Source organism: Brevibacterium sp. LE-L (assembly GCF_050214925.1).
Lineage (GTDB): Bacteria > Actinomycetota > Actinomycetes > Actinomycetales > Brevibacteriaceae > Brevibacterium.
In genome coordinates, this window is sequence record NZ_CP189759.1 from 790577 (window position 1) to 812291 (window position 21715).

Annotated in this window: 24 protein-coding genes; 14 read left to right on the plus strand and 10 right to left on the minus strand. The window is 66.5% G+C overall.

The window, feature by feature from the left end; all coding sequences use genetic code 11:
- Positions 1 to 41 precede the first annotated feature (41 nt).
- Positions 42 to 1193: an FUSC family protein gene (locus ACQE2J_RS03455; protein ID WP_135539233.1), complete on the plus strand. Its 1152-nt coding sequence runs from the start codon at positions 42 to 44 to the stop codon at positions 1191 to 1193.
- A gap of 77 nt (positions 1194 to 1270) precedes the next feature.
- On the opposite strand, the gene ACQE2J_RS03460 is transcribed toward ACQE2J_RS03455, so the two are convergent.
- Positions 1271 to 1945: a helix-turn-helix domain-containing protein gene (locus ACQE2J_RS03460; protein ID WP_426937077.1), complete on the minus strand. Its 675-nt coding sequence runs from the start codon at positions 1943 to 1945 to the stop codon at positions 1271 to 1273.
- Positions 1946 to 2011: 66 nt separating this feature from the next.
- Between ACQE2J_RS03460 and ACQE2J_RS03465 the strand changes: the two genes are divergently transcribed.
- From ACQE2J_RS03465 to ACQE2J_RS03490, 6 genes are all read left to right on the plus strand, one after another.
- Positions 2012 to 2929 carry an AzlC family ABC transporter permease gene (locus ACQE2J_RS03465; RefSeq protein ID WP_135539231.1) on the plus strand — a complete coding sequence of 306 codons (918 nt, stop codon included), beginning with the start codon at positions 2012 to 2014 and terminating at the stop codon, positions 2927 to 2929.
- Positions 2926 to 3399, plus strand: coding sequence for an AzlD domain-containing protein (locus tag ACQE2J_RS03470; protein WP_135539229.1), 474 nt, complete (start codon positions 2926 to 2928; stop codon positions 3397 to 3399). The genes ACQE2J_RS03465 and ACQE2J_RS03470 overlap by 4 nt, the downstream gene beginning before the upstream one ends.
- A gap of 184 nt (positions 3400 to 3583) precedes the next feature.
- Complete coding sequence (locus ACQE2J_RS03475; protein WP_092010787.1) at positions 3584 to 3895, plus strand: DUF2516 family protein; 312 nt, start codon at positions 3584 to 3586, stop codon at positions 3893 to 3895.
- Between the two features lie 13 nt (positions 3896 to 3908).
- Positions 3909 to 4718, plus strand: a complete 810-nt coding sequence (locus ACQE2J_RS03480) for an alpha/beta fold hydrolase (RefSeq protein ID WP_426937078.1) — start codon at positions 3909 to 3911, stop codon at positions 4716 to 4718.
- A 34-nt stretch (positions 4719 to 4752) separates the two neighbouring features.
- Positions 4753 to 6243 carry a glycosyltransferase gene (locus ACQE2J_RS03485; RefSeq protein WP_240689713.1) on the plus strand — a complete coding sequence of 497 codons (1491 nt, stop codon included), beginning with the start codon at positions 4753 to 4755 and terminating at the stop codon, positions 6241 to 6243.
- Between the two features lie 50 nt (positions 6244 to 6293).
- On the plus strand, positions 6294 to 6947 hold the full coding sequence (locus tag ACQE2J_RS03490; protein WP_135539225.1) for a YbjN domain-containing protein: 654 nt from the start codon (positions 6294 to 6296) through the stop codon (positions 6945 to 6947).
- Between the two features lie 39 nt (positions 6948 to 6986).
- On the opposite strand, the gene ACQE2J_RS03495 is transcribed toward ACQE2J_RS03490, so the two are convergent.
- Together ACQE2J_RS03495 and ACQE2J_RS03500 are read right to left on the minus strand one after the other, a co-directional pair.
- Complete coding sequence (locus ACQE2J_RS03495; RefSeq protein ID WP_240689711.1) at positions 6987 to 7514, minus strand: GNAT family N-acetyltransferase; 528 nt, start codon at positions 7512 to 7514, stop codon at positions 6987 to 6989.
- Complete coding sequence (locus ACQE2J_RS03500; RefSeq protein ID WP_135539223.1) at positions 7511 to 8554, minus strand: bile acid:sodium symporter family protein; 1044 nt, start codon at positions 8552 to 8554, stop codon at positions 7511 to 7513. The genes ACQE2J_RS03495 and ACQE2J_RS03500 overlap by 4 nt, the downstream gene beginning before the upstream one ends.
- Positions 8555 to 8709: 155 nt before the next feature.
- On the opposite strand from ACQE2J_RS03500, the gene ACQE2J_RS03505 reads away from it, so the two are divergent.
- Complete coding sequence (locus ACQE2J_RS03505) at positions 8710 to 9453, plus strand: phosphoglyceromutase (RefSeq protein WP_426937079.1); 744 nt, start codon at positions 8710 to 8712, stop codon at positions 9451 to 9453.
- A gap of 98 nt (positions 9454 to 9551) precedes the next feature.
- Here the strand turns inward: ACQE2J_RS03505 and phoU are convergent, their stop codons facing one another.
- Positions 9552 to 10214: a phosphate signaling complex protein PhoU gene (phoU, locus tag ACQE2J_RS03510; RefSeq protein ID WP_135539221.1), complete on the minus strand. Its 663-nt coding sequence runs from the start codon at positions 10212 to 10214 to the stop codon at positions 9552 to 9554.
- Between the two features lie 313 nt (positions 10215 to 10527).
- Between phoU and ACQE2J_RS03515 the strand changes: the two genes are divergently transcribed.
- A complete protein-coding gene (locus ACQE2J_RS03515; RefSeq protein ID WP_426937080.1) occupies positions 10528 to 11937 on the plus strand; it encodes a sensor histidine kinase in 1410 nt (469 codons plus the stop codon).
- Entirely contained in the window at positions 11934 to 12617 is a 684-nt protein-coding gene (locus ACQE2J_RS03520) for a response regulator transcription factor (protein ID WP_135539217.1), read from the plus strand. Before ACQE2J_RS03515 ends, ACQE2J_RS03520 begins: the two co-directional genes overlap by 4 nt.
- A 135-nt stretch (positions 12618 to 12752) precedes the next feature.
- Here ACQE2J_RS03520 and ACQE2J_RS03525 read toward each other — a convergent pair whose 3' ends face one another.
- Positions 12753 to 13304: a hypothetical protein gene (locus ACQE2J_RS03525; RefSeq protein WP_205683335.1), complete on the minus strand. Its 552-nt coding sequence runs from the start codon at positions 13302 to 13304 to the stop codon at positions 12753 to 12755.
- Between the two features lie 354 nt (positions 13305 to 13658).
- Here ACQE2J_RS03525 and ACQE2J_RS03530 point away from each other — a divergent pair, with 354 nt between their 5' ends.
- From ACQE2J_RS03530 to ACQE2J_RS03545, 4 genes are read left to right on the plus strand one after another with little or no spacing between them, the layout of a single operon-like run.
- Positions 13659 to 14141: a CarD family transcriptional regulator gene (locus ACQE2J_RS03530; protein ID WP_135539215.1), complete on the plus strand. Its 483-nt coding sequence runs from the start codon at positions 13659 to 13661 to the stop codon at positions 14139 to 14141.
- 41 nt (positions 14142 to 14182) lie between these two features.
- Positions 14183 to 14881, plus strand: coding sequence for an IspD/TarI family cytidylyltransferase (locus tag ACQE2J_RS03535; RefSeq protein WP_240689724.1), 699 nt, complete (start codon positions 14183 to 14185; stop codon positions 14879 to 14881).
- Positions 14878 to 15363 carry a 2-C-methyl-D-erythritol 2,4-cyclodiphosphate synthase gene (gene ispF / locus ACQE2J_RS03540; RefSeq protein ID WP_135539211.1) on the plus strand — a complete coding sequence of 162 codons (486 nt, stop codon included), beginning with the start codon at positions 14878 to 14880 and terminating at the stop codon, positions 15361 to 15363. Before ACQE2J_RS03535 ends, ispF begins: the two co-directional genes overlap by 4 nt.
- On the plus strand, positions 15360 to 16298 hold the full coding sequence (locus ACQE2J_RS03545; RefSeq protein ID WP_426937081.1) for a hypothetical protein: 939 nt from the start codon (positions 15360 to 15362) through the stop codon (positions 16296 to 16298). The genes ispF and ACQE2J_RS03545 overlap by 4 nt, the downstream gene beginning before the upstream one ends.
- Positions 16299 to 16376: 78 nt before the next feature.
- On the opposite strand, the gene ACQE2J_RS03550 is transcribed toward ACQE2J_RS03545, so the two are convergent.
- The 5 genes from ACQE2J_RS03550 to ACQE2J_RS03570 form a co-directional block, all read right to left on the minus strand.
- Positions 16377 to 17696 (minus strand): amino acid permease, encoded by a 1320-nt coding sequence (locus tag ACQE2J_RS03550; protein ID WP_426937489.1) that lies wholly within the window; start codon positions 17694 to 17696, stop codon positions 16377 to 16379.
- Positions 17697 to 17941: 245 nt separating this feature from the next.
- On the minus strand, positions 17942 to 18613 hold the full coding sequence (locus ACQE2J_RS03555; protein WP_426937082.1) for an MBL fold metallo-hydrolase: 672 nt from the start codon (positions 18611 to 18613) through the stop codon (positions 17942 to 17944).
- The gene (locus ACQE2J_RS03560) at positions 18613 to 19704 is read right to left on the minus strand and encodes an S-(hydroxymethyl)mycothiol dehydrogenase (protein ID WP_426937083.1); all 1092 of its coding nucleotides are present in this window, start codon (positions 19702 to 19704) and stop codon (positions 18613 to 18615) included. The genes ACQE2J_RS03555 and ACQE2J_RS03560 overlap by 1 nt, the downstream gene beginning before the upstream one ends.
- Positions 19705 to 20028: 324 nt before the next feature.
- Positions 20029 to 20133: a methionine/alanine import family NSS transporter small subunit gene (locus tag ACQE2J_RS03565; RefSeq protein ID WP_135539204.1), complete on the minus strand. Its 105-nt coding sequence runs from the start codon at positions 20131 to 20133 to the stop codon at positions 20029 to 20031.
- A complete protein-coding gene (locus tag ACQE2J_RS03570; protein WP_426937084.1) occupies positions 20133 to 21692 on the minus strand; it encodes a sodium-dependent transporter in 1560 nt (519 codons plus the stop codon). The genes ACQE2J_RS03565 and ACQE2J_RS03570 overlap by 1 nt, the downstream gene beginning before the upstream one ends.
- Positions 21693 to 21715: the final 23 nt, after the last annotated feature.

The window sequence follows — 21715 nt, forward strand, 5'->3', positions numbered from 1 at the left end:
GGTACTCTGAGTACAGCACCGGCGAATGGCAGAGGGGACTGATGGCAGAGATTCGGGTCGGCGGACTGCCTCGGCGAGGGTTCGACGTCGTCTCCCATCGCCTGCGTCTGGGTCTCAAGCGCGTGTGGGTGAACTCCGGTCAGCTGATCCAGATCCCCATCGCCGCGACCGCCGCCTACACCTTCTGCGTCTATGTGCTCGGCCACCCGTACCCGTTCCTCGCCGCGGTCGCCTCCGCTGTCGGAATCGGCCCCGTCGCTGACCGCCGCCTGCGACGCGCCTTGGAGATCGGCATCGGCGCCACCTTCGGTGTGCTCGTGGGAGAGATGCTCGTCAACCTCTACGGTTCCGGCATCTGGCAGCTCGCGCTGACCCTGGTCATCGGGCTGGTCATCGGCACGATCCTCAACTCCGGCGGCATCTTCATCACCCAGATCGCCGTCCAATCCGTCTACGTCGTCGTGGTTCCGGCCACCGCCACGTCCATGCCGTTCCCTCGCACCCTTGATGCTCTGACGGGGTCGGTGTGCGCGATCCTGCTCGCCTTCCTCATCCCGCGCGACGCGAGGAAGGTCCCCAGGCGTCTGGCCGCGGACATGCTCGAGGAGATCGACGACGTCCTCACGATGATGAAACGCGCACTCCAGGACGCCGACACCTCCATGGCCGGCCGCGCCCTCGAACGTGCCCGCGAAACCCAGAACATCATCGACTCCTGGGGGTCATCGCTGCGGATCTCCCGCGAAGCCGCGAAGATCAACGCCCGCGCGCGCCGGCACGCCGCCGAGGTGACCCGACTCGCCCGCGCCCATACCTTCTCCGACCGCGCGATGCGCACCATGCGCGTGATCGCCCGCCGCGTTGTCGGCATCACCGAGCTCGGCGTCGACAAACCCGTCATCGCCGTTTACGTCGGTTCCTTGGCCGAAGGGGCCAAGAAGCTCGAGATCGCGCTGCGGCGCGGCACCGATCGCTCCCTCGCCGAGGCGGCCCTGTCCGAAGCGGCGGGCGCCCTGGATCCGCGTGCGAACTCCGATTGGGACATCCACGACGAATCCCTCGTCCTGCTCCTGCGCACCGTCGCCGTCGACCTGCTCCAAGCGGCCGGGCTGACTCGAGACGAGGCCCAGTCGCGGCTGCCGCCGCTGGACGATACGGCCGCCGAGGCCGACGAAGGCCCGATCGTCGAGTAGAAGGCGTACGTGCCTCGGCGACGGGTCGTCAGGGTGCGCCGGAAATCCGAGCCGGGCTCGGCCTGCGGTCCGATCCCTCAGGTGCTTTCGACGACGAAGACGGCGTTCGTGCCGGGTGCGAGTGCCGTGAAGCGATGCGGCTGGTCACCGGGATGGGTGAGATAGTCGCCGACGCCGAGTTCGAAAGACTGCCCGAGCACCTCGATGCGCGCTGCCCCGTTGCCGAGGATGACGTGCTCGATCGTTCCCTGCGGGTGCGGTTGAGACTCCCTCGGCTCGCCGGGTTCGGCCTGGATGAAGTAGATGTCGCGTCGGGAGTGCGCCGGAGACGGTGACAGCAGCGTGGCCACATAGTTCGCCGTCGTCGACGGCAGGCTGGGCATTTCGCCGACGTGCTGCAGGGCCACTTCGTGCGGGGGCGGGTCGAGCAGGCGGGCCAAGGGGATGTCGAGTGCGGCAGCCAGCGCCCACATGGTCTCCAAGCTCGGATTGCCGGTACCGGTTTCGAGCCCGGACATCGTCGACTTGCCGATCCCCGCCCGCCGTGCGACCTCCGAAAGCGACAGCCCGGCACGAACGCGTTCGCGCTTGAGCGCGGCCGCGATCTGTTCACTCGGCGACAGTCCGGGTGCGGGATCTGCCGACCGACCGGCCGACGCATCCGGCAGATCCGCCGGAGCATCGGCCGACGGACGGATCGACACATCGGCCGAGAGATCATCGGGCGTGGAGTCGTGGCGTCGAGAACTCATACGTTCACTATAGCGGCAAGATCGTTCGGGTTGACGAACAACAGCATGGAGTGCACTGTATAGAACATGGGTTCATTATTTCGTACGGCTGAGCGGGCGCTTCCGCGGACTCGGAATCGGTTCGGAGCGCGCCGCGTCGAGCGGACGCTTCCGGGTTCGATTTATCGGGCCGTCGCCATCGTCACCGTCACGATCATCGCGGTTGCGTTGTCGTACGGCGCGATCTCTGCGGTCTCCGGGTTCGCGTGGTGGCAGACTCTTCTGCTGGCGATGTTCGCCCTCGGCGGTGCCGCGGAATTCACCTTCGTCGGCGTCATCGCCGCTGGCGGTGCGCCGATCCTCGCGGTCCTCGCCGGGCTGCTCGTCAACACCCGCAACTTCGCCTTCGGCGTCGCCGTCGGACCCTATTTCCCGCAGGATTGGCGCGCCCTCATCGCCTCCCACTGGATCAATGACGAGTCGACCGCGATCTCGCGCACCGGGAGAAACGACCGTGCGAAATGGCATGCCTTCCTTCTCATGGGCGCCTCGATCGCTCTCATGTGGCCCAGCGGTGCCATGGTCGGGCAGTGGCTCGGCAACGTCATCGACGCCGATCTGCTCGGCCTCGACGCCGCATTCCCGATCATCCTCTTCTGCCTCATCCGCGGAGACCTGAAGAACCGCGCGACGCTGTCACTGACTCTCGTCGGCATCCTCGTCGCGGTCTGTCTGACCCCGGTGCTGCCGCTCGGCCTGGGCGCGGTGACCTCGCTGTCCGTGTTCGTGCTCGTCGCGGCCGGTTGGGCCGTGCGTTCGACGCTGCGTCGCCGTCGTGAGACACAACATGCGCGCGATGGTGACCGCAATGGGGCAGAGCGTTCCGCTGTTCGGCAGGATCCGTCCCAACCCACCACCAGCACCGCCGGCCCCGGAACCGATCGGCCCAGCACCGTCAGCCGCGGAACCGACCAGTCCAGCACTGCAGGGGAGGACCGCCGATGAACGCTGGAGACTTCCTCATCGCTCTGGCGGCGCTGAGCATCGGAACCTACCTCATGCGGTTTGCCGGGGTGAAACTCGGCGCGGCCATCGCCACGAAGGGTCGCCGCCGCACTCCGGTGACCGCCTCGGTGGGAGCGGAGAGGGATCCGACTGGTGCGGATGCACCTGCCGCCGGTGGTGGAGACTCCGCCACCGCTGCCGGAGGCGCGGGCCCTGCCGCTGTCGAGAACGCCGCCCCCGCCGACTCGACCGAACGGGTGACCAAGTGGATGGATCGGGCCACGGTCGTGCTCATCGGCGCCGTCTTCGCGACCACCGCGATCTTCGACGGCAAGGACATCGCCGACCCGGCCCGGCTCATCGGTGTCGGGGTCGGTGTGTTCGCCGCAATCGTGCGCGTGCCGATGCTGCTCGCCGTCGCCATCGGCATGGCCGTGTGCGCGGTCATCCGCATGACCGGCGTCCTCTGAGGCTGTCTGCCCCGCTGTCCACCTGTGCCTCAGCCCCGTCGGTCAGCTCGAGGCGGCCCAGATGCGGCCCTGCTGCCCATCGACGCGCAGTCGCGCTGAGAGACCGGTGGGACGCGGGTGGGCACTCGCCGAGGATTCGCCTCCGGGGCCTGACCTCGACGAGTGCGATTGCTAGGCTGTGGGGATGGAATACATCGCGGGCTTTCAGCGTCTCGTCTTTCTCGCTCTGACGGTGGCCGCATTCGTCGTCCAACTGTGGGCGTTCATCGACTGCCTCCGCTTCAAGGATGAGAACTACCGCGCCGTGGACAAGCAGAGCAAGAAGTTCTGGGTCATCCTCCTCGGCGTCGGACTCGCGCTCGCCCTCATCGCACTCCCGCCGATGGGCATGAGCATGATCTTCCTCAACATCATCGCCCTCGTGGCCGGCATCGTGTACCTCACCGATGTGCGTCCGAAGGTCCGCGCCGTCGACCCGCGTTACCGCAACCGCTGAGCCCCCGCATCGCATGAGCCCAGACCTCAACCTTCCGGGTCCCGAATCCGGCTACATCGCCACGTTCGGATCCGGCGAACCGCGCACCCTGTTGGGCCACGGATTCGCCGGCGCGATCCGCGACACCCGTCCTTTCGGCACCGGTATCAGCGGCACCCGCCACTTCCTCCACCTGCCCGGACACGGCGGCCGTCCCTCACCCGGTCCCGGGTGGACCTACCCGCAGATCGGCAGGGTCCTCGCCGAAGCCGTGGAGACCACCTCGGCGAGCCGCGCCCTGGGCGTGTCGATGTCCGCCGGGGGTCTGCTCCACCTGCTGAGCACCGCCCACCCAACCGTGCGCGGCCTCGAGAAGGTCGCTCTCGTCCTCCCCGCCTCGTTCACCGGATTCCCCGCCGAGGTGGCCACCGCCAACCGCTCCTACCTGGAGCAATTGCGCGGCTTGGTCGCCGACGAGGACATCGACGGCATCGTCGATCTCATGCTCTCCCGCGAACCCGCCGAGGTGGCCCAGATGCTTCCCGCCCGGGCGTGGACGAAGGCGAAGGCCGAGAACCTCATCGGCACCGACATGTCCGACGGCCTCGGACTCGCCCTCGAAACGGCCGTCGACGACACAGCCGAGGCCGCCGAGAACCTGCGGGCCTTCCCCGGCGAGATCCTGATCCTCACCCACGAAGACGATTCCGCTCATCCGGTCGCCATCGCCGAGGCGATCCATCGTGCGATCCCGAACTCCCGCCTCGAGGTGCTGCCGGCCGGTTCGATCCTGTGGCGCGGGCGTCACGAGGTGCGGCGCATCCTCGGCGAATTCTTCGGATAGTCACCAGACCGAGGTCGTTGGCTAGACTGTCTCCGTGCGCATCTGTGTCCTCTCCCTCCACACCTCTCCCGCGGCCCAACCGGGCCAGGGTGACGCCGGTGGAATGAACGTCTACGTCGACCAGACGGTGCGCGCGCTCTCCGCCGCCGGTCACCGTGTCGACGTGTTCACCGCCGACCCGGGCGGACTCGACGGCACGGGCGCGGGTGATGCAGCCGGCACCGTGGGAGAGCGGATGGAACTCTCCGAATCCATCACCATCCACCATCTTTCCGTCGGCGCGACGACGAAGGACGAGCTCGCCGATGCCATTGACGAACTCGCGCAGCTGCTCATCGACCATCCGGATTTTCGCGCCGCGGAGTTCGTGTGGGCCCACTATTGGATCTCCGCCGAGGCGGCCCTGCGCACCCGTGAGATCGCCGGTGAGGTCGCAGACGAGATTGCAGGTGGGGCCACAGGTGGGACTGCAGGTGGAGCCCCCATCGCGGTGAGCATGCACACGATCGGCGCGGTGAAGAACCGCGACTCCGAAACCAGCCACGAACGGCCCCAGCGGCTGGAAGCCGAAGAGCGGATCGCCGCGGAGGCGGACCTGCTCGTCGCCGCGACACCCGTTGAACGCCGTGACCTCATCACCGAACTGCGCGCCGAGCCGGACACCGTGGTCGTCGCCCGTCCCGGCGTCGACCATGCCCTCTATGTACCCGGAGCGAAATCGGCGGCCCGCGAACGACTCGGCTTCTCCGACGACGAAGCCATCGTCCTCTACGTCGGGCGGATGCAGTTCATCAAGGGCACCGATGTCGCCGTCGACGCCCTGGCCGACCTGCGCGAACGGGACCCGCACCTGGCCGCGCGGACCCGCGGAATCCTCCTCGGCGCGGTCTCCGGGATCGACACCGGACGTACGGCGCAGATCTCGTCAGTGCACCCTGCGATGTCGCAGCCCGCGACGACGATCTCAACAGCGCAACCCGCGACGCCGCAACCCGCGAAGCCGCAGCCCGCGATGCCGCAGCCCGCGGCGCCGCGGGCCGGCGGTGCGTCCTCGTCGTACCTGCGAGGGCTGAACTCGGCGATCGCCTCCGAGCCCAGCGTCGAAGTCCGCCCGCCCGTGCCCTCGCACATCCTCGTCGACTACTACCGGGCCGCCGATGTGCTCATCGTGCCCTCTCGCAGCGAGTCGTTCGGACTCGTTGCCGCGGAAGCGGCGGCGTCGGGACTGCCGGCGATCGCCTCGGCGGTGGGAGGACTGCCCGAAATCGTCGAACACGGCCATTCGGGGCTGCTCATCGCCGACCACAACCCGCACCACTGGGCGACGGCGATCGAAACCCTGCTGCGCGATGCGGATCTGCGCACCGAACTCGCCGGCCACGCCACGGCGCGCGCCGAACGCTTCGACTGGTCCCGCACCGTCGCGGCCGTCCTCGACGCACTGCCCGAATCGACCGGTCGCTCCAGCCGATCCGAGCTGCCCGAAGCGGCATCACGGCGGTCGGAAGCCCTCGGAGCGTGCTGAAGGACTAGAGTCGGCGGTGAGCATGAAGGCCGAGCGAAAGGCGTGAGAGCATGAGCACCGACACCGAGGCGATCCTGGAAGGTGTGCGCACCTGGGCCGAGGCCAACGATGTTCCCGTCGACTCGGTGGAGGACGCGGAGATCGTCGTGACCCTGCCGGGGGAGAAGAAGCTCAAGACGAACGTCGCGATCAGCGTCTTCGCCCGCACCGCTCACCTGCAGGCCTTCGTCATCCGCCACCCCGATGAGAACCCGGCCGCATTCAACCGGTGGCTGCTGCAGAAGAACCTCAGGCCCGGACCGGTGGCCTTCGCGATCGACAGCCTCGGCGATGTGTATCTGCGGGCGAGCGTGCCCAGGGACCATCTGCTCGACGAGCTCGACACGCTGCTCGCCGCGATGCTCTCGACGGCGGATTCCTCATTCAACGAACTCCTCCTCATCGGCTTCATCACCGGGATGAAGAAGGAATGGGCGTGGCGGGTCAGCCGCGGAGAATCGACGCGGAATCTCGCCGCGTTCGAGAAGGTGCTCAGCGGAGAGGACAATGAATTCCTCGGCACCTTCGACGATTCTCAGACGCAGCTGCCCGAGACGACGGCGATCGCCGGCAGCCCGCGGACCACGAGCGAAGACGGCGCGGATGAGCAGAGCGCGGAGTCGAGCGGGGAATCCGATAGGGCGCAGGACGAGCACGGACGCTGACGGCGAGAGCGGCCAGGCCCGATCCGAACCGCAGCTCACTCAATCGAGGGAGAGTTTGAGACCCTCGTGGCTGGCGACATAGCCGAGCCGAGCATAGAAGCGGTGCGCATCGGTGCGTGAGCGGTCAGTCGTCAGCTGTGCGATGCCTGCCCCGACGCGACGACCGCAGGCGTGCGCCCATTCGAAGACCGCCGTGCCGAGTCCGATTCCCTGCGCGGCCGCACCGACGCGCACCGCCTCGATCTGCAGCCGCAGCGTGCCTCGCCTGGACAGGCTGGGAATGAGGCTCAGCTGCAAGGTCCCGACCACAGTGGAATCCTCCTCCACGGCCACGAGCAGCTGATTCGGGTCGGCTGCGATGAGCGCGAACGCGCGATGGTAGGCGGCCGCGTCTGTGCTGGCAGGAGCTTCTCGAGAGGCGCCGAGGACGTCATCGCGCAGCAGCGCGATGAGGGCGGGCACATCGGATTCGGCGGCCCGACGGACCGTGAACGTCCGTCCCGACACCTCGAGGACCTCGGGACGGAAGGAGTCGAAGCCTCGGCCCGGAGCCGCCTCGGTGCTCAACCCCGGGTCTCCTCGGTGGGGCCGGTGCCGACCGACGCCGTTTCGCGATGAGCGGCCCCGACCGGGGGCTTGCCGTAGGGGCGGCGGGCGAAGACCGAGGCGAGCAGGGCACCGGAGACGTTGTGCCACACACTGAAGACCGCGCCGGGCAGAGCCGCCAGCGGCGAGAAGTAGGTCGTGGCCAGGGTCGAGGCGAGCCCGGAGTTCTGGAGCCCGACCTCGAACGACAGAGCCCGGCGGGTCGGAGTGTCGAGGCGGCAGGCGGCGGCCACGCCGTAGCCGACGCCGAGTCCGAGCAGATTGTGTGTGACCACGGCCAGCAGCACGAGCACCCCGGCGGTCGCGATCGAAGCGGCCGAACCGGCGACGACGATGGCGACGATGTAGGCGATCGACACCGACGCCAGCCACGGCAGCACGGGCGCGATCAGGTCGACGAACTTCGAGGCGAATATGCGGATGATCACGCCGACGATGACCGGCACGAGCACGGTCTGACAGATCGAGACGAACATCGACCAGAACGGCACATCCATGTAGGAACCGGCCAGCCACAGGGTCAGCAGCGGGGTGAGGATCGGTGCACACAGCGTCGACAGAGTCGTGATCGACACCGACAGAGCCGTATCGCCCTTGGCCAGATAGGTGACGACATTCGACGCCGTGCCGCCGGGCGCGCAGCCGACGAGGATGACGCCGACGGCGATCTCGGCGGGAAGCGAATAGACGGTGACGACGAGGAGGCCGAGCAGCGGCATCGCCACGAACTGCGTGACGACGCCGAGGACCGCGATCCACGGGCGCTTGGCGATGCGGGTGAAGTCCGGCAGGGTCAGCGTCAGTCCCATGAAGAACATGACGACGCCGAGAGCCCAAGTGATCGACGGCGCAAGAGGCGTGAACGCCTCGGGGAGGAGGAATCCGAGGACGCCTGCGATGATGACGAGGACCGGCAGTGCCGTGACCGCGATGATCGAGCTGCGGTCGGCGGCGGGAGCGTCAGAGCTCGCGGGGGACTGGTGTATCGGTGCGTCAGACATGCGCTCAGACTACTCTCGGCGTTTTGTGATGCGAGACACTGAGCCGAATGATGAGACACCGGTCAGGTCCGCGCAGCGCTCGTGCGACGGGCCCGGGAATTGCTCGTGTGACGAGCCCGAGAGACGCCCGAGCGCTCTCGTGCCAAAATGGTGCCATGATGTATAACCTCATCCTGCTGCGCCACGGCGAGAGCGAATGGAACCAGAAGAATCTGTTCACCGGGTGGGTCGATGTGACCCTCACCGACAAAGGCCGTGCAGAAGGCCAGCGCGCCGGTGAGCTGCTGCGCGAAAAGGGCCTCATCCCCGACGTCGTCCACACCTCCCGTCTCAAGCGGGCGATCCTCACCGCGAACCTCGCGCTCGAGGCCGCTGACCTGTCCTGGCTCGACGTTCACCGCAGCTGGCGCCTCAACGAACGCCACTACGGTGCGCTGCAGGGCAAGAACAAGAAGGAGATCCGCGAGGAGTTCGGCGAAGAGCAGTTCATGACCTGGCGCCGCTCGTTCGACACTCCGCCGCCGGCGCTGGCCGACAGCTCGGAATTCTCGCAGGCCGGTGAGGCTCGCTACGCCAACCTCGGTGATTCGATGCCCCGCACCGAGTGCCTCGCCGATGTCATCGACCGCCTCCTGCCCTACTGGTACGACGTCCTCGTCCCCGAACTCACCGTCGGCAAGACCGTGCTCGTCGCCGCTCACGGCAACTCGCTGCGCGCGCTGGTCAAGCACCTCGACGGAATCTCCGATGCCGATATCACGGGACTCAATATCCCCACCGGCATCCCGCTGCACTACGAACTGACCGAGGATTTCACCCCGGTCACGCCCGGCGGCACCTACCTCGATCCCGAGGCCGCTGCTGCCGCCATCGGCCAAGTGGCCAACCAGGGCCGCTGAGACCTGCCGTCTCGGCCGCCTGGCCGGCCCGAACGCAAACGATGATCGCAGAGGTGGAAGCCCCACCTCGGCGATCATCGTTTGCGTTCGCGGCGCCGTCACTTCTTCGACAGATGCGGCTCCCAATTGCCGGTGAGCAGGTATTCGACCTTCTGCGACACCGACACCGCGTGATCGCCGAAGCGCTCGTAGTAGCGCGAGAGCAGCGTGACATCGGCGATGTGGCGCGGGGCCAGCGAGCCTGCAGGCACCTCGGCGAGCTTGGCGAACACGCTCAGGTGCAGTTCGTCGAGCTCCTCGTCGATGGCGTTGATAGTGGGCACATCGGTCAGGCCAGGGTTCGACAGCAGCCGCTGTGTCGCCTCGGCGATCTTCTCACCGGACTCGCCCATGCGCGCGAACGTCGACTCGAAGACCTCCGGGATCGCCGATTCCGGGTAGCGGATGCGCACCTGCTGAGCGATGTGACGGGCGAGGTCGCCCATCCGCTCGAGCGATGCCGACATCCGCAGCGATCCGATGACGGCACGCAGATCGGCGGCCACCGGAGCCTGCAGGGCGAGCATCTCAGCGGCCTGCTGGTCGAGGGTGAACTGCATGTTGTCGATGACGGCGTCGGCCTCGATGACCTGCTCAGCCAGCTCCAGGTCATTCGCATGCAGCGCCTGGTTGGCCAGACGGATCGCATCGAGGGACTTGGTGGACATGCCGACCAGCTGGGTGGCCAGATCGTCCAGTTCGTTTCTGAAGACTTCGCGCATTGGCGGCGGATCCTTACTCTCGGTCGTGCGAGGAGTTCCTCATCGGAACGTCGGTGGGTGTGCGTGCCCGATCTGTGCGTTCGGGTCTGCGCTTCCGGGGCTGTGCCTTCGGGTGCTGTGCTTTCGGGTGCTGTGCTTTCGGGTCTGCGCCCGGAAGCGGGCAGATTCGGGTGGGGGAGCGCAGGCACACAGACGTCAGCTTCGCAGAGACGGGTGAACGTCGCTTGTCGGGAAGGTGAATTCCTCGGCAAATAGGTCACGCGTCGGTGAATTCGGTGCACCGAGACGATGGACAGCGCCTAAGCTTGAGACTGTGGATCTCTTAGTAGTGGCGGTCCTGACCGGCGTCGTCGGCCTGGGCCTGGGCATAGCGGGCATTCTCGCGTTCCGTTTCAGCGAACGCTCCCGCGATGCTGCCGATCTGCATTCCGAAGACGACCTGCCCGAAGGCATCGCCGAAGTCCTCGCCGTCCTGCCCTCGGCCGCGATCGTCGTCGACGCCGGCGACGACGTCGTCAAAGCCTCACCCGCCGCGTACACATTCGGCCTGGTCAGAGGCCATTCGCTGGCATCATCGGAGATGCTGGGCGTCGTCGGCCGCGTCCGCGCCCGGGGCCTCATCGAAGAGATCGACCTCGAGCAGAAGCGCGAGAACTCCGACTCCGTGCTTCGCTTCCTGCACGCCCGCGTCGCGCCCTTGGGCACGTCCTTCGTCCTCGTCCTCTGCGATGACCAGACCGAATCCAAACGCGTCGACGCCGTCCGCCGCGACTTCGTCGCCAACGTCTCCCATGAACTCAAGACCCCGATCGGAGCGATGGCGCTCCTCGCCGAGGCGGTCACCGACTTCGCCGACGACCCCGCCGCCGTCGAACGCTTCGGCGGGCGGATGCAGCGAGAGTCGAAGCGGTTGACCCAGCTCGTCCAGGAGATCATCGACCTCTCCCGCGTCCAGGACCACGCGGCGCCCGCGACGACAGAGAAGATCTCCGCCGCCGAGGTGGTCGACGACGCCGCCGACCGGGCCCGCACGCGTGCGGAAGGCAAGAACATCCACATCGAGATCTCCCCGCCCCGGGACCTGCTCATCGAGGGCAACTACGAACTGCTCGTCAACGCCGTGCGCAACCTCATCGACAACGCCATCAACTACTCACCCGACGGCACCCGCGTCGGGGTCGGGGTCGACCTCGTCGACGAACGCGTCGAGATCGCCGTGACCGACCAAGGCATCGGCATGTCTGCGCAGGACACCGAACGCGTCTTCGAACGCTTCTACCGCGTCGATCCGGCCCGGTCGCGGATCACCGGCGGCACCGGGCTGGGACTGAGCATCGTCAAGCACATCATCGCCACCCACGGCGGTGAAGTCCGGGTGTGGAGCCGGCTCGGAAAGGGATCGACCTTCACGATCGTGCTCCCGCTGGCCGGAACCGCGCCCGAGCACTCGGCGAGCGATTCGGCCCCCGAGGGCGTGCTCATCGAACATTCCGCGAATCCGGCGGGCACCGCCTCGGTGCGGGGCAGGACAGGCTCGGCGGTTGATGCCGACGACAGCACCGCCTCGGCGAATGCCGGCGACGATGCGCACAATGACGCCGTGGACGACACGACGCCCGGTGCTGGTGATAATGGAAACGGCGGCGACGCCACCCGAGCCGAGAAGACCGGCTCACCCGAAGAACTGACCGATGAAAGCGAACAAAGGAAGCTCACAACGTGACTCGTATTCTGCTTGTCGAGGACGAGGAATCGTTCTCGGACCCGCTGTCGTATCTGCTCGGTAAGGAAGGGTACGAGGTGACGGTCGCCGATGACGGGCTCAGGGCTCTGGCGGAATTCGACCGCAGCGGCGCCGACCTGGTCCTGCTCGACCTCATGCTCCCCGGGGCGTCCGGCACCGAGGTCTGCCGCGAGCTGCGCGCGAAGTCGAACGTGCCGATCATCATGCTCACGGCCAAGGATTCGGAGATCGACAAGGTCGTGGGGCTCGAGCTCGGCGCCGATGACTATGTGACGAAGCCGTACTCCTCGCGTGAGCTGCTGGCCCGAGTGCGTGCGGTGCTGCGTCGCAATGTCGAAACCGATGACTTCGAGGACGAGTCCGTGCTTGAAGCCGGGGGAGTGCGCATCGACGTCGAACGCCACGTCGTGTCGGTCCGTGGTGAGGAGCTGTCGATGCCGCTGAAGGAATTCGAGCTGCTCGAGATCCTCGTGCGCAACTCCGGACGGGTGATGACCCGCGGTCAGCTCATCGACCGGATCTGGGGCGAAGACTATGTCGGCGATACGAAGACCCTCGACGTCCACGTCAAACGCCTGCGCGCGAAAGTCGAGGAGAATCCCTCCGAACCGCGCCTGCTCACGACCGTGCGCGGACTCGGGTACAAGTTCGAGGCCTGAACCAGCCGGCGGGCCGGGACCGGCTGGACCTGGTCGGCGGGCCGGGCCCGCACTCGGTCGGCGATTCGGCAGTGAATGCGAAAGGAGCCGCTCACTTCGAGTGAGCGGCTCCTTCGTGTTCGCGGAGGGAGGAGGTCAGCCGTTGACGCTGCCGGTTCCTTCGGCGGCGTCAGCGCTTTCGCTGGGCACACTCGACGGCGACTCGGACGGCACGTACTCCTTGTAGTACGGGAGCACATCGCTGAGCAGCTGAGTTTGGATCGTCTTCTCGTCGCTGCCGCTCTTCACAGTGACGTCGACGAGGTCACCGGGCTCGGCATCGAGACCGTCGACCGTGATGACTTCCTTCGCCGAGGTCTCGGGGCTGTTCGGGTCCTGGACGAAGGTGTCGCCCGCCTTGACCGATTCGCTCACCGATGTGCCGGCGACATCGATGGACACCTTGGCGTTGTCCTCGCCCTTGTTGATCAGAGTGAAGAACAGCTGTGCCGGACCGCTGCCGGACTTGTCCGTGATGAGCATGAGCCCACGGAGTTCGACGTCACCAACTGTGCCCGAGGCTCCATCGCCGCCGTTGTAATGGTATTCGGCGGTCTGATGGGGAGACAGCAGGCTTGCACATCCGCTGACGGGGATAACGAGAGCGAGTGCGGCAACGGCGAGGGCCGCGCGGTTGTGCCGTTTCATTATGCTCCTTGAAGTGGCAATACAAGATCAGTCTGTATACTACCCGGTTTTTGACCCGCTGTAGAACCGCATCCCGGGTGCGGACGAAAGCCTGCTGAGGAAACGGAGCCTCATGGCGCCGTGGCGTGGGGCGAGTTCATGGGAAGTTCATTTCCCGACGGGATCGGCTCACCTGCTCGATCCGTGATGACGGCAATGCGCCCGATGCCGATATTCGCGCTGGCGAGGCCGCCGATCGGCGATTCCCGCGAGCCTCGGGAGGCGGAGCCTAGCATGAAGATTCGTTACCCTGAACGATTTCTGTGGCGCGCCTCATGGTAAACTGGGATTCCGCGAAAGGGGTTTGAAGAGAATATGAGTTTCCAGGTCGGCGACACTGTTGTCTATCCACATCACGGTGCAGCGACAATCCAAGAAATCAAGAAGCGATCCATCAAAGGTGAGGAGAAACTGTATCTCAAGCTCCAGGTCGCCCATGGTGATCTAGTGATCGAGGTTCCCGCTGAGAACTGCGACCTCGTCGGTGTGCGAGACGTCGTCGGCGAGGAAGGCGTGGAGAAGGTCTTCAATGTCCTCCGCGCAGAGTTCGTCGAAGAGCCCGCGAACTGGTCGCGCCGTTACAAAGCGAATCTGGAGAAGCTGCAGTCCGGTGACGTCATCAAGGTCGCCGAGGTTGTGCGTGATCTCTGGCGCCGCGAGCAGGACCGCGGCCTGTCGACCGGGGAGAAGCGCATGCTCTCGAAGGCTCGTCAGATTCTCGTCTCCGAACTCGCCCTGGCTGAGAAGAAGGAAGAGTCCGAGGCGGAAGCGCTGCTGGACGAAGTGCTCGCATCCTGAGCACCTGTGTCATCATCCCGGCCGCAGGGTCGGGATCGCGTCTGGGTTGCAATGAGCCGAAGGCCTTCGTCCGTCTTCACGGGCGGAGCCTTCTGGCCCGCAGCCTCGAGACGACCCTCTCCTCGGGAGTCGCCTCCACAATTGTGGTGGCAGCTCCCGAGGAGTTTCTTTTCCGCGCACGCGATGAAATCGCCGCGGCAATGGCTGATGCGGAATGCGAAACTTCAATTACAGCCGTAGCAGGCGGTTTAGACCGAATCGAGTCAGTGCAAATCGCCTTGAAATATGCCGCAGACTCCGAAATCGTCCTCGTCCACGACGCGGCCCGCTGTCTCACTCCGCCCGAGGTGTTCTCCCGCGTGCACACGGCAGTGCGATCCGGCGCCGAGGCGGTCGTTCCGGTGCTGCCGATGATCGACACCGTTCGGCGTGCTCTGCCGAGCGAATCGGCAGGAGCGGAGCCGACGGAAGTCCTGCGCGGTGACCTCGACCGGTCACGCCTGCGCCGGGTGCAGACGCCCCAGGGCTTCAGGACCGCGACCCTGCTGCGCGCCCATGCCCACCACCGCGCCGAGGCCGCCCCGGCGACCGATGACGCGGGATTGGTCGAACGCCTCGGCGTCGACGTCGTGGCCGTGCCCGGGCACGAGGAGGCGCTGAAGATCACCTACCCACTCGACCGCATCCTCGGCGAACAGCTGGCCCGGATGCGCGATGCGAACGCAGGAGGACCGCAATGACTGCGATCATTCCCCGCACCGGCATCGGCGTCGACGTCCATGCCTTCTCCACCGACCCGGACCGCGAACTCTGGATCGCCGGTCTGCTGTGGCCGGGACAGCCTGGGCTGTCCGGACATTCGGATGCCGACGTCGCCGCCCACGCATGCTGCGATGCGCTGTTCTCTGCCGCCGGACTCGGCGACCTCGGCGAGCACTTCGGCGTCGACCGCCCGGAGTTCGCGGGCGCCGCGGGTGCCGAACTGCTCGCCGAGGCGGCCAGAATCGTCCGGTCCGCCGGTGTCGAGATCGGCAGCATCGCCGTCCAAGTCATCGGCAACCGGCCGAAGGTCGGCAGTCGCCGCCACGAAGCCCAGCAGACACTGTCTGCGGCCGTGGGGGCCTCGGTCTCCGTCTCCGGCACGACCTCGGACGGGCTCGGGCTGACCGGCCGCGGCGAGGGGATCGCGGCCATGGCCACCGCCCTCGTGTACCCGTCATGAGAGTCCTCTTCCAAGGGGCCGGCGCCATCGGCATCGCCGGGGCCGCCCTCTTCACCGATTCCCACGACGTCGCTGTCGTCTCCCGCACCGGGGGTGACCAGCCGCGGAACGCGTACCCGCGGCGAGTGAGTGATCTCGATCCGACCGATTCCGACTCCGGCTCCGCCGGCTGGACAGTGAATCGGGTCGCGGCGACTCGAAGGGTGACGGTCACCGGGTGGGAGCGGGCGCGCGAAGCGGCTCCCTGGGATCTCATCGTCTTATCCACCCGGCCGGGCGACCTCGACCCGGCGGTCGCCTCGGCGATTCGGGAGATCTCTCCGAGCTTCGTTGCGATCACCAGCCAGGTCGACGGTGACCTCGAGCGGGCGCAGAGGGAATTCCCCGACGCCGAGGCGGTCATCTTCGGTCCGGCGTTCCTGTCCGAACGCGTCGAAGCCGGCACAGTCGCCGCCGGGCGCGAGGTTCGCTACTGGGCACCGGCGGGACTGCCGCGATTCCTCATCGCCGGGAGCAGGAATGGGGTGCGCTCACTGGCTCGCGGACTCGGTGGGCTCGTCCAGCCTGTGCCGCTCGTCGCCGTGTTGGCATCGCCCGCCGTGTTCATCCCCTTCGTCGCCGAACTGAGCATCCGAGACGACGACTGGGCGGTTCTGAAATCACACCTGAAACGCCCCGCGCTTGCCGCCGCCGAGGCGGTCCGAACACGTTTGGGATTGCGAGTTCCCTTCTCCGGGCACCTCGCTCGGTTCGTGCTGAAGACGATGGAGACCGTCGTCCCGATCGACGTCACCGCATATGCGGGCCGACATTTCGCCCGTCACAGAGGTCAGACACGGGACATGCTCACCGGGTGGGCGTCATCCGGGCATCCGACACCGGCGCTGGACGAGCAGTTGGCGGCGCTGGACGAACAGACGGCGGCGCGCGCATAGAGGCAGCGGCGCGCGCATAGGCGGCGCGCGCCTAGGCGGTACGCGCCTAGGCGGTGGGGCAGGTCGGGCCCGCCGGGCTCACACCTTCGCGGTCGGGTTCCTCTTCGTGACGACGAGGCCGACGAGGTAGAGGGCGACGACGAAGACGAGCGTGCCCACGATCTGGAAGCGCACGGAATCGACCGTGAAGCCGAGCCCGATGATCACGGCGATGCCGGCCAGGGTGACATACGACAGCCAGGGGTAGCCCCACATCCGCAGAGGCAGGGTGCGCCCAGCCGCCTCGGCGCGACGGCGCAGCACGATCTGCGAAACCAAGGTCACCACCCAGGTGACGATGAGCGTCGAGCCGACGATGTTGAGCAGCACACCGAGCACCTCGGCGGCCCAGAAGTAGTTGAGCGCCACGGCCACGAAACCGAACGCCGAGGTGGCCAGCACCGCGGGCACGGGCACGCCGCGATGGTTCGTCCGGCCCAGCCCACGCGGAAGCATCGACCGCTGCGACATCGAGAACGACATCCGGGAGGCACCGTAGATGTTCGCGTTCATCGACGACAGCAGCGCGATGACGATCACCGCAGCGAGCAGGGAGGCGACGAACGGCAGACCGGCGGTCTCGAGCACCGCGACGAACGGTGACTCGGCCAGACTCTCATCTGTCCAGGGCAGGACGAGGACGATGATGGCCACGGAGCCGATGTAGAGGAAGAGGATGCGCCACACGATCGTCTTGATCGCCTGGCTCACGCTCCGTTCGGGATTCGCGGTCTCGGCCGCGGCCACTGCGACGATCTCGATGCCGCCGAAGGCGAACGCGACGACGAGGAGACCCGCAGCGATGCCGGGGACGCCGGTGGGCATGAAACCGTCGGCGAAGATCTGGCTCGGCGGTTCGGCCGGAGTCCACCCGAAGAGGTAGGCGGCGCCGAGGACGAGGAAGAGGACGACGAACGCGACCTTGATGAGCGAGAACCAGAACTCGAACTCACCGAAGCTGCCCGAGGTGGTGAGGTTGATGGCGGTGAAGATGAGCATGATCGCCAAAGCGATGACCCACTGCGGGATGGCGGGAATAGAGGAGGCCGCGATCTGTGCGGCCGCGGTGGCCTCGGCGGCGACGACGAGGCACAGCTGCACCCACCACAGGGCACCGACGGCGAAGGCCGCTGCCGGACCCATGGCCTTGCCCGCATAGTGGGAGAAGGCACCCGGGTTCGGGTCGGCGGCGACGAGTTCACCCAGGGCCCGCATGACGAAGATGACGATGAGGCCGGCGACGACATAGGAGATGAGCACGGCAGGACCGGCCGCCTGCACTCCGGCACCGGAGCCGACGAAGAGACCGGCACCGATCGCCGAACCGAGACTCATCATCACCAGATGACGGGGCTTCATCCCCGCCTTGAGACCGGTGGACGCGGCGGCGGAGGCCGGGGCTGACGCTGCACCGGCGGACTGTGAAGACTGTGATTCGGGCACCCGACGAGTCTAGCCGTCGAAGCGAGAACACGCAGACGCGGGTCGCACCCCGTCAGGGGGCGCGACCCGCGTCCATCCTTCAGTGCTGCGGCAAGAGCATCAAGGACTCTCAGTGACCAGGACTCTCACTGGGACCAAGGCCCTCAGCGAGACCGAGCCCCTCAGTGACCGCGTTTGATCCAATCGTCGAGTGCCGGACGTTCGGCACCGATCGACGTCGACTCACCGTGGCCGGTGAGCACGACGGTCGCCTCGGGCAGCGGGAAGAGCACATCGCGGATCGATTCGATGATCGTCTCGAAGCTCGAGTGCGACCGCCCGGTGGCTCCGGGGCCTCCGTTGAACAGGGTGTCTCCGGCGAACAGCACCGGACCGACGGCCCGTCCTGCCCCGGCCGAGGCGGGAGCGGGCAGACCGGTCTCGACGAAGAAGCACGTCGAACCGGGGGAGTGGCCCGGAGTGTGCAGCGCCTTGAGGCGGACGCCGCCGACGGTCCAGGTGTCGCCGTGGGCGATCTGTCCGTCGGGGCGGTAGTTGTCATAGGTCATGTCCCACAGCACGTAGTCCTCGGGGTTGAAGTACACGGTGGGATTGCCGACCCGCTGCGCGAAATCGCGGACGACCCCGACGTGATCGTCGTGACCGTGCGTGAGCAGGACGGCCTTGACGTCTCTGGATCCGACCGCCTCGGCGATCGCATCGACGTCATGGGCGGGATCGATGACGATGACCTCGGAGTCATCGCCGATGATCCACACGTTGTTGTCGACGTCGAAGGTTTCGCCGTCGAGGGAGAAGGTTCCCGAAGTGACGAGATGTTCAATAGCAGTCATCAGAGTTCCACCACCGATCGTAGGACTTGGCCCTGGGCCATCTTGTCGAATGCCGCCTCGACGTCGCCGATGCTGATCCGTTCGGACACGAACTTCTCCAGCGGCAGGCGACCCTGCTGGTAGAGGTCGACGAGCATCGGGAAGTCGCGGTCGGGCAGGCAGTCACCGTACCAGGAGGACTTGAGCTTGCCGCCGCGACCGAACACGTCGAGCAGCGGAACCGTCAGCTCCATCTCCGGGGTCGGCACACCGACGAGGACGACGGTGCCGGCGAGGTCACGACCGTAGAACGCCTGACGCCAGGTGGCGGGGAGTCCGACGGCGTCGATGACGACATCGGCGCCGAAGCCACCGGTGCGCTCCTGGATCGCAGCGACGACCTCGTCCTCGCTCATGCCCTTCGTATCCACGGTATCTGTGGCACCGAGATCCTTCGCCCAGGACAGTTTCTTCTCATCGATGTCGAGGGCGATGATCGTGTTCGCTCCGGCCAGGGCCGAACCGGCGATCGCAGCGCAGCCGACTCCGCCGGCGCCGATCACAGCCACGGTCTTGCCGCGGGTGACCTCACCGGTGTTGATCGCTGCGCCGATGCCGGCCATCATGCCGCAGCCGAGCAGACCGACGACGGCGGGATCCGATTCGGGGACCTTCGTGCACTGGCCTGCGGCGACGAGCGTCTTCTCGGCGAAGGAGCCGATTCCCAGAGCCGCCTCGAGCTCGGTGCCGTCGGGCAGGGTCATCTTCTGCGAAGCATTGTGGGTGGCGAAGCAGTACCAGGGCTCGCCCCGCTTGCAGGCGCGGCAGTCGCCGCAGATGGCGCGCCAGTTGAGGATGACGAAATCGCCGACGGCGACGTTCGTCACGCCTTCGCCGATCTCGGAGACGACCCCGGCGGACTCGTGGCCGAGCAGGAACGGGTAGTCATCGCTGATGCCGCCCTCCCGGTAGTGGAAATCCGTGTGGCAGACGCCGCAGGACTTCACGTCGACGATGACCTCGCCCGGGCCCGGATCGGGGATGACGATGTCGGTGAGCTCGACGGGCGCTCCCTTGCTGCGGGAGATGACGCCCTTGACGGTCTGTGGCATTGCGTCTCCTTCTGTCGTGGTTTGAGTCTTCAATCGCGGGGGCATGCTGCCGCGTTCAGCCGCAGTCGGCCCCGGCGCTGAGTGCGTACACGTCCACCCTAACCAGGCAGGCTGTGTCCGACCAGTGTGTCCGGACCCTGAGCGGGCAGATTCCTGCCGACGGCAGCGCTTCGGTCCTGCGTGCCTTGGAGTCGGGAAGATCGGCGGATGCTGGGGCAGGGAGGGCTCGGCCGAGGCGGGCGCAGACGACGAAGGCGGTCCGATGCGCAGAGCATCGAACCGCCTTGGCCGTCGGATCACCGCTGGGCGGTCATCCGCGTCGGATCATCCTTCGTCCGGGTGCTTGCGCAGATGCAGGATCGCGGCGCCGAGGCCGCCCCAGACGGTGACGATGGCGATGATCATCATGACGATTGCTGACGTGCCCATTACAGTGCTCCCTTGTTGTCTTCGGCCTTCTCATTGGCCACGGAGTCGGCGATCGCGACGTCCATGTCCTCCAGTGTCTTCTTCGGCCATTTCACGACCGAGAGGATGATCGCTGCCACGACGAGGAGGGCGATCATGCCCCAGCCGTACGTGCCGGTGATCAGCGCCGGATAGTCCTCGTAGCCGTTCGTCGCGTAGTTGATGATCTGCGAGATGAGCATGTAGAGGAGGACGAGCCCGGTGATCGAGATGAGGATCATCCAGGTGATGCCGAGCTTGAAGCTCGAGACCGCATTGAGGTGACCGCTGAGCTTCGGCATCATGCGCAGCATCCAGCAGACGACGACGATGGCGAGGATGGCCGAGCCGACGATGCCGATGTTGTTGGCGAACGCATCCATGGTGTCGAGGGCGTAGAGGCCGGTGATCGTGGGCATAAGCAGCAGCGAGATGACCGCCATTCCTCCGCCGACCCAGATCGTCGAAGCCTTGTTGCCGACGCCGAACTTCTCTCGCAGGGCCTGGATCGGCACCTGGACGATCGAGATGAGCGAGGTCAGTCCCGCGAACACGAGGCAGGCGAAGAACACGAACCCGAAGATCGCTCCGCCGGGCATCTCGGAGATCAGCGTCGGGAAGCCGACGAAAGCCAGTCCGATGCCGTCGGTCGCCACATCGCCGACCGCTACGCCCTGCGCTGTGGCCATGAAGCCGAGTGCGGCGAAGATGCCGATGCCGGCGAGGATCTCGAACGCGGAGTTCGAGAAGCCCACGACGAGGCCGGCGCCGGTGAGGTTCGTCTTCTTCTTCAGGTAGGAGGCATAAGTGATCATGATGCCGAAGCCGATCGACAGGGAGAAGAAGATCTGACCATAGGCCGCGATCCACACTCCTGGGTCGCCCAATGCTGCGAAGTCCGGGGTGAACAGAGCGTTGAGGCCGTCGACAGCACCGGGCAGGAACAGCGAGCGGATGACCAGGGCGAGGAACAGGACGATGAGCAGCGGGATGAAGATCTTCGAGAAGGCCGCGATGCCGTTCTGCACACCCAGGAGGAGGATGCCCAGGACGACGACCCACACGATGATGAGCGGAATGAGCACTCCGGGAACGAAATCGAACGAGATGCCCGGGTCGCCCATCTGGAGGTAGTCGGTGAAGAAGAACCCCTCCGCGTCGTCTCCCCAGGACTCGCCGAGGGAGAAGAACATGAAGGAACCGGCCCAGCCGATGATCGCCGCATAGTAGATGCCGATGATGATGGCCACACCGGTGGCGAACCAGCCGATGGGCTCGGCCGCTCTGTGCGTCATGCGGAAGGCCAGCGGAGCCGATCCCCGGGCACGGTGGCCCATGGCGTAGTAGAAGAAGAGGAGAGGGATGCCCGCAGTCAGCAGTGCGACCAGGTAGGGGATGATGAAGGCGCCGCCGCCGTTGTCATAGGTGACGTACGGGAAGCGCCAGATGTTGCCGAGGCCGATCGCCGATCCGATCGCCGCGAAGATGAACGCGGAGCGGGAGACGAAGACCTCCCTCTGGGGTGATGACTTAGTCGACATGATGTCCTTTCTTGACCGATCGC

Excerpts from the sequence above, each read along its gene's own strand:
- ACQE2J_RS03455 (WP_135539233.1), top strand. The coding sequence starts at position 42 with ATGGCAGAGATTCGGGTCGGCGGACTGCCTCGGCGAGGGTTCGACGTC.
- ACQE2J_RS03460 (WP_426937077.1), bottom strand. The coding sequence starts at position 1,945 with ATGAGTTCTCGACGCCACGACTCCACGCCCGATGATCTCTCGGCCGAT.
- ACQE2J_RS03465 (WP_135539231.1), top strand. The coding sequence starts at position 2,012 with ATGGGTTCATTATTTCGTACGGCTGAGCGGGCGCTTCCGCGGACTCGG.
- ACQE2J_RS03470 (WP_135539229.1), top strand. The coding sequence starts at position 2,926 with ATGAACGCTGGAGACTTCCTCATCGCTCTGGCGGCGCTGAGCATCGGA.
- ACQE2J_RS03475 (WP_092010787.1), top strand. The coding sequence starts at position 3,584 with ATGGAATACATCGCGGGCTTTCAGCGTCTCGTCTTTCTCGCTCTGACG.
- ACQE2J_RS03480 (WP_426937078.1), top strand. The coding sequence starts at position 3,909 with ATGAGCCCAGACCTCAACCTTCCGGGTCCCGAATCCGGCTACATCGCC.
- ACQE2J_RS03490 (WP_135539225.1), top strand. The coding sequence starts at position 6,294 with ATGAGCACCGACACCGAGGCGATCCTGGAAGGTGTGCGCACCTGGGCC.
- ACQE2J_RS03500 (WP_135539223.1), bottom strand. The coding sequence starts at position 8,554 with ATGTCTGACGCACCGATACACCAGTCCCCCGCGAGCTCTGACGCTCCC.
- ACQE2J_RS03505 (WP_426937079.1), top strand. The coding sequence starts at position 8,710 with ATGATGTATAACCTCATCCTGCTGCGCCACGGCGAGAGCGAATGGAAC.
- phoU (WP_135539221.1), bottom strand. The coding sequence starts at position 10,214 with ATGCGCGAAGTCTTCAGAAACGAACTGGACGATCTGGCCACCCAGCTG.
- ACQE2J_RS03525 (WP_205683335.1), bottom strand. The coding sequence starts at position 13,304 with ATGAAACGGCACAACCGCGCGGCCCTCGCCGTTGCCGCACTCGCTCTC.
- ACQE2J_RS03530 (WP_135539215.1), top strand. The coding sequence starts at position 13,659 with ATGAGTTTCCAGGTCGGCGACACTGTTGTCTATCCACATCACGGTGCA.
- ispF (WP_135539211.1), top strand. The coding sequence starts at position 14,878 with ATGACTGCGATCATTCCCCGCACCGGCATCGGCGTCGACGTCCATGCC.
- ACQE2J_RS03545 (WP_426937081.1), top strand. The coding sequence starts at position 15,360 with ATGAGAGTCCTCTTCCAAGGGGCCGGCGCCATCGGCATCGCCGGGGCC.
- ACQE2J_RS03550 (WP_426937489.1), bottom strand. The coding sequence starts at position 17,696 with ATGAAGCCCCGTCATCTGGTGATGATGAGTCTCGGTTCGGCGATCGGT.
- ACQE2J_RS03555 (WP_426937082.1), bottom strand. The coding sequence starts at position 18,613 with ATGACTGCTATTGAACATCTCGTCACTTCGGGAACCTTCTCCCTCGAC.
- ACQE2J_RS03560 (WP_426937083.1), bottom strand. The coding sequence starts at position 19,704 with ATGCCACAGACCGTCAAGGGCGTCATCTCCCGCAGCAAGGGAGCGCCC.
- ACQE2J_RS03565 (WP_135539204.1), bottom strand. The coding sequence starts at position 20,133 with ATGGGCACGTCAGCAATCGTCATGATGATCATCGCCATCGTCACCGTC.
- ACQE2J_RS03570 (WP_426937084.1), bottom strand. The coding sequence starts at position 21,692 with ATGTCGACTAAGTCATCACCCCAGAGGGAGGTCTTCGTCTCCCGCTCC.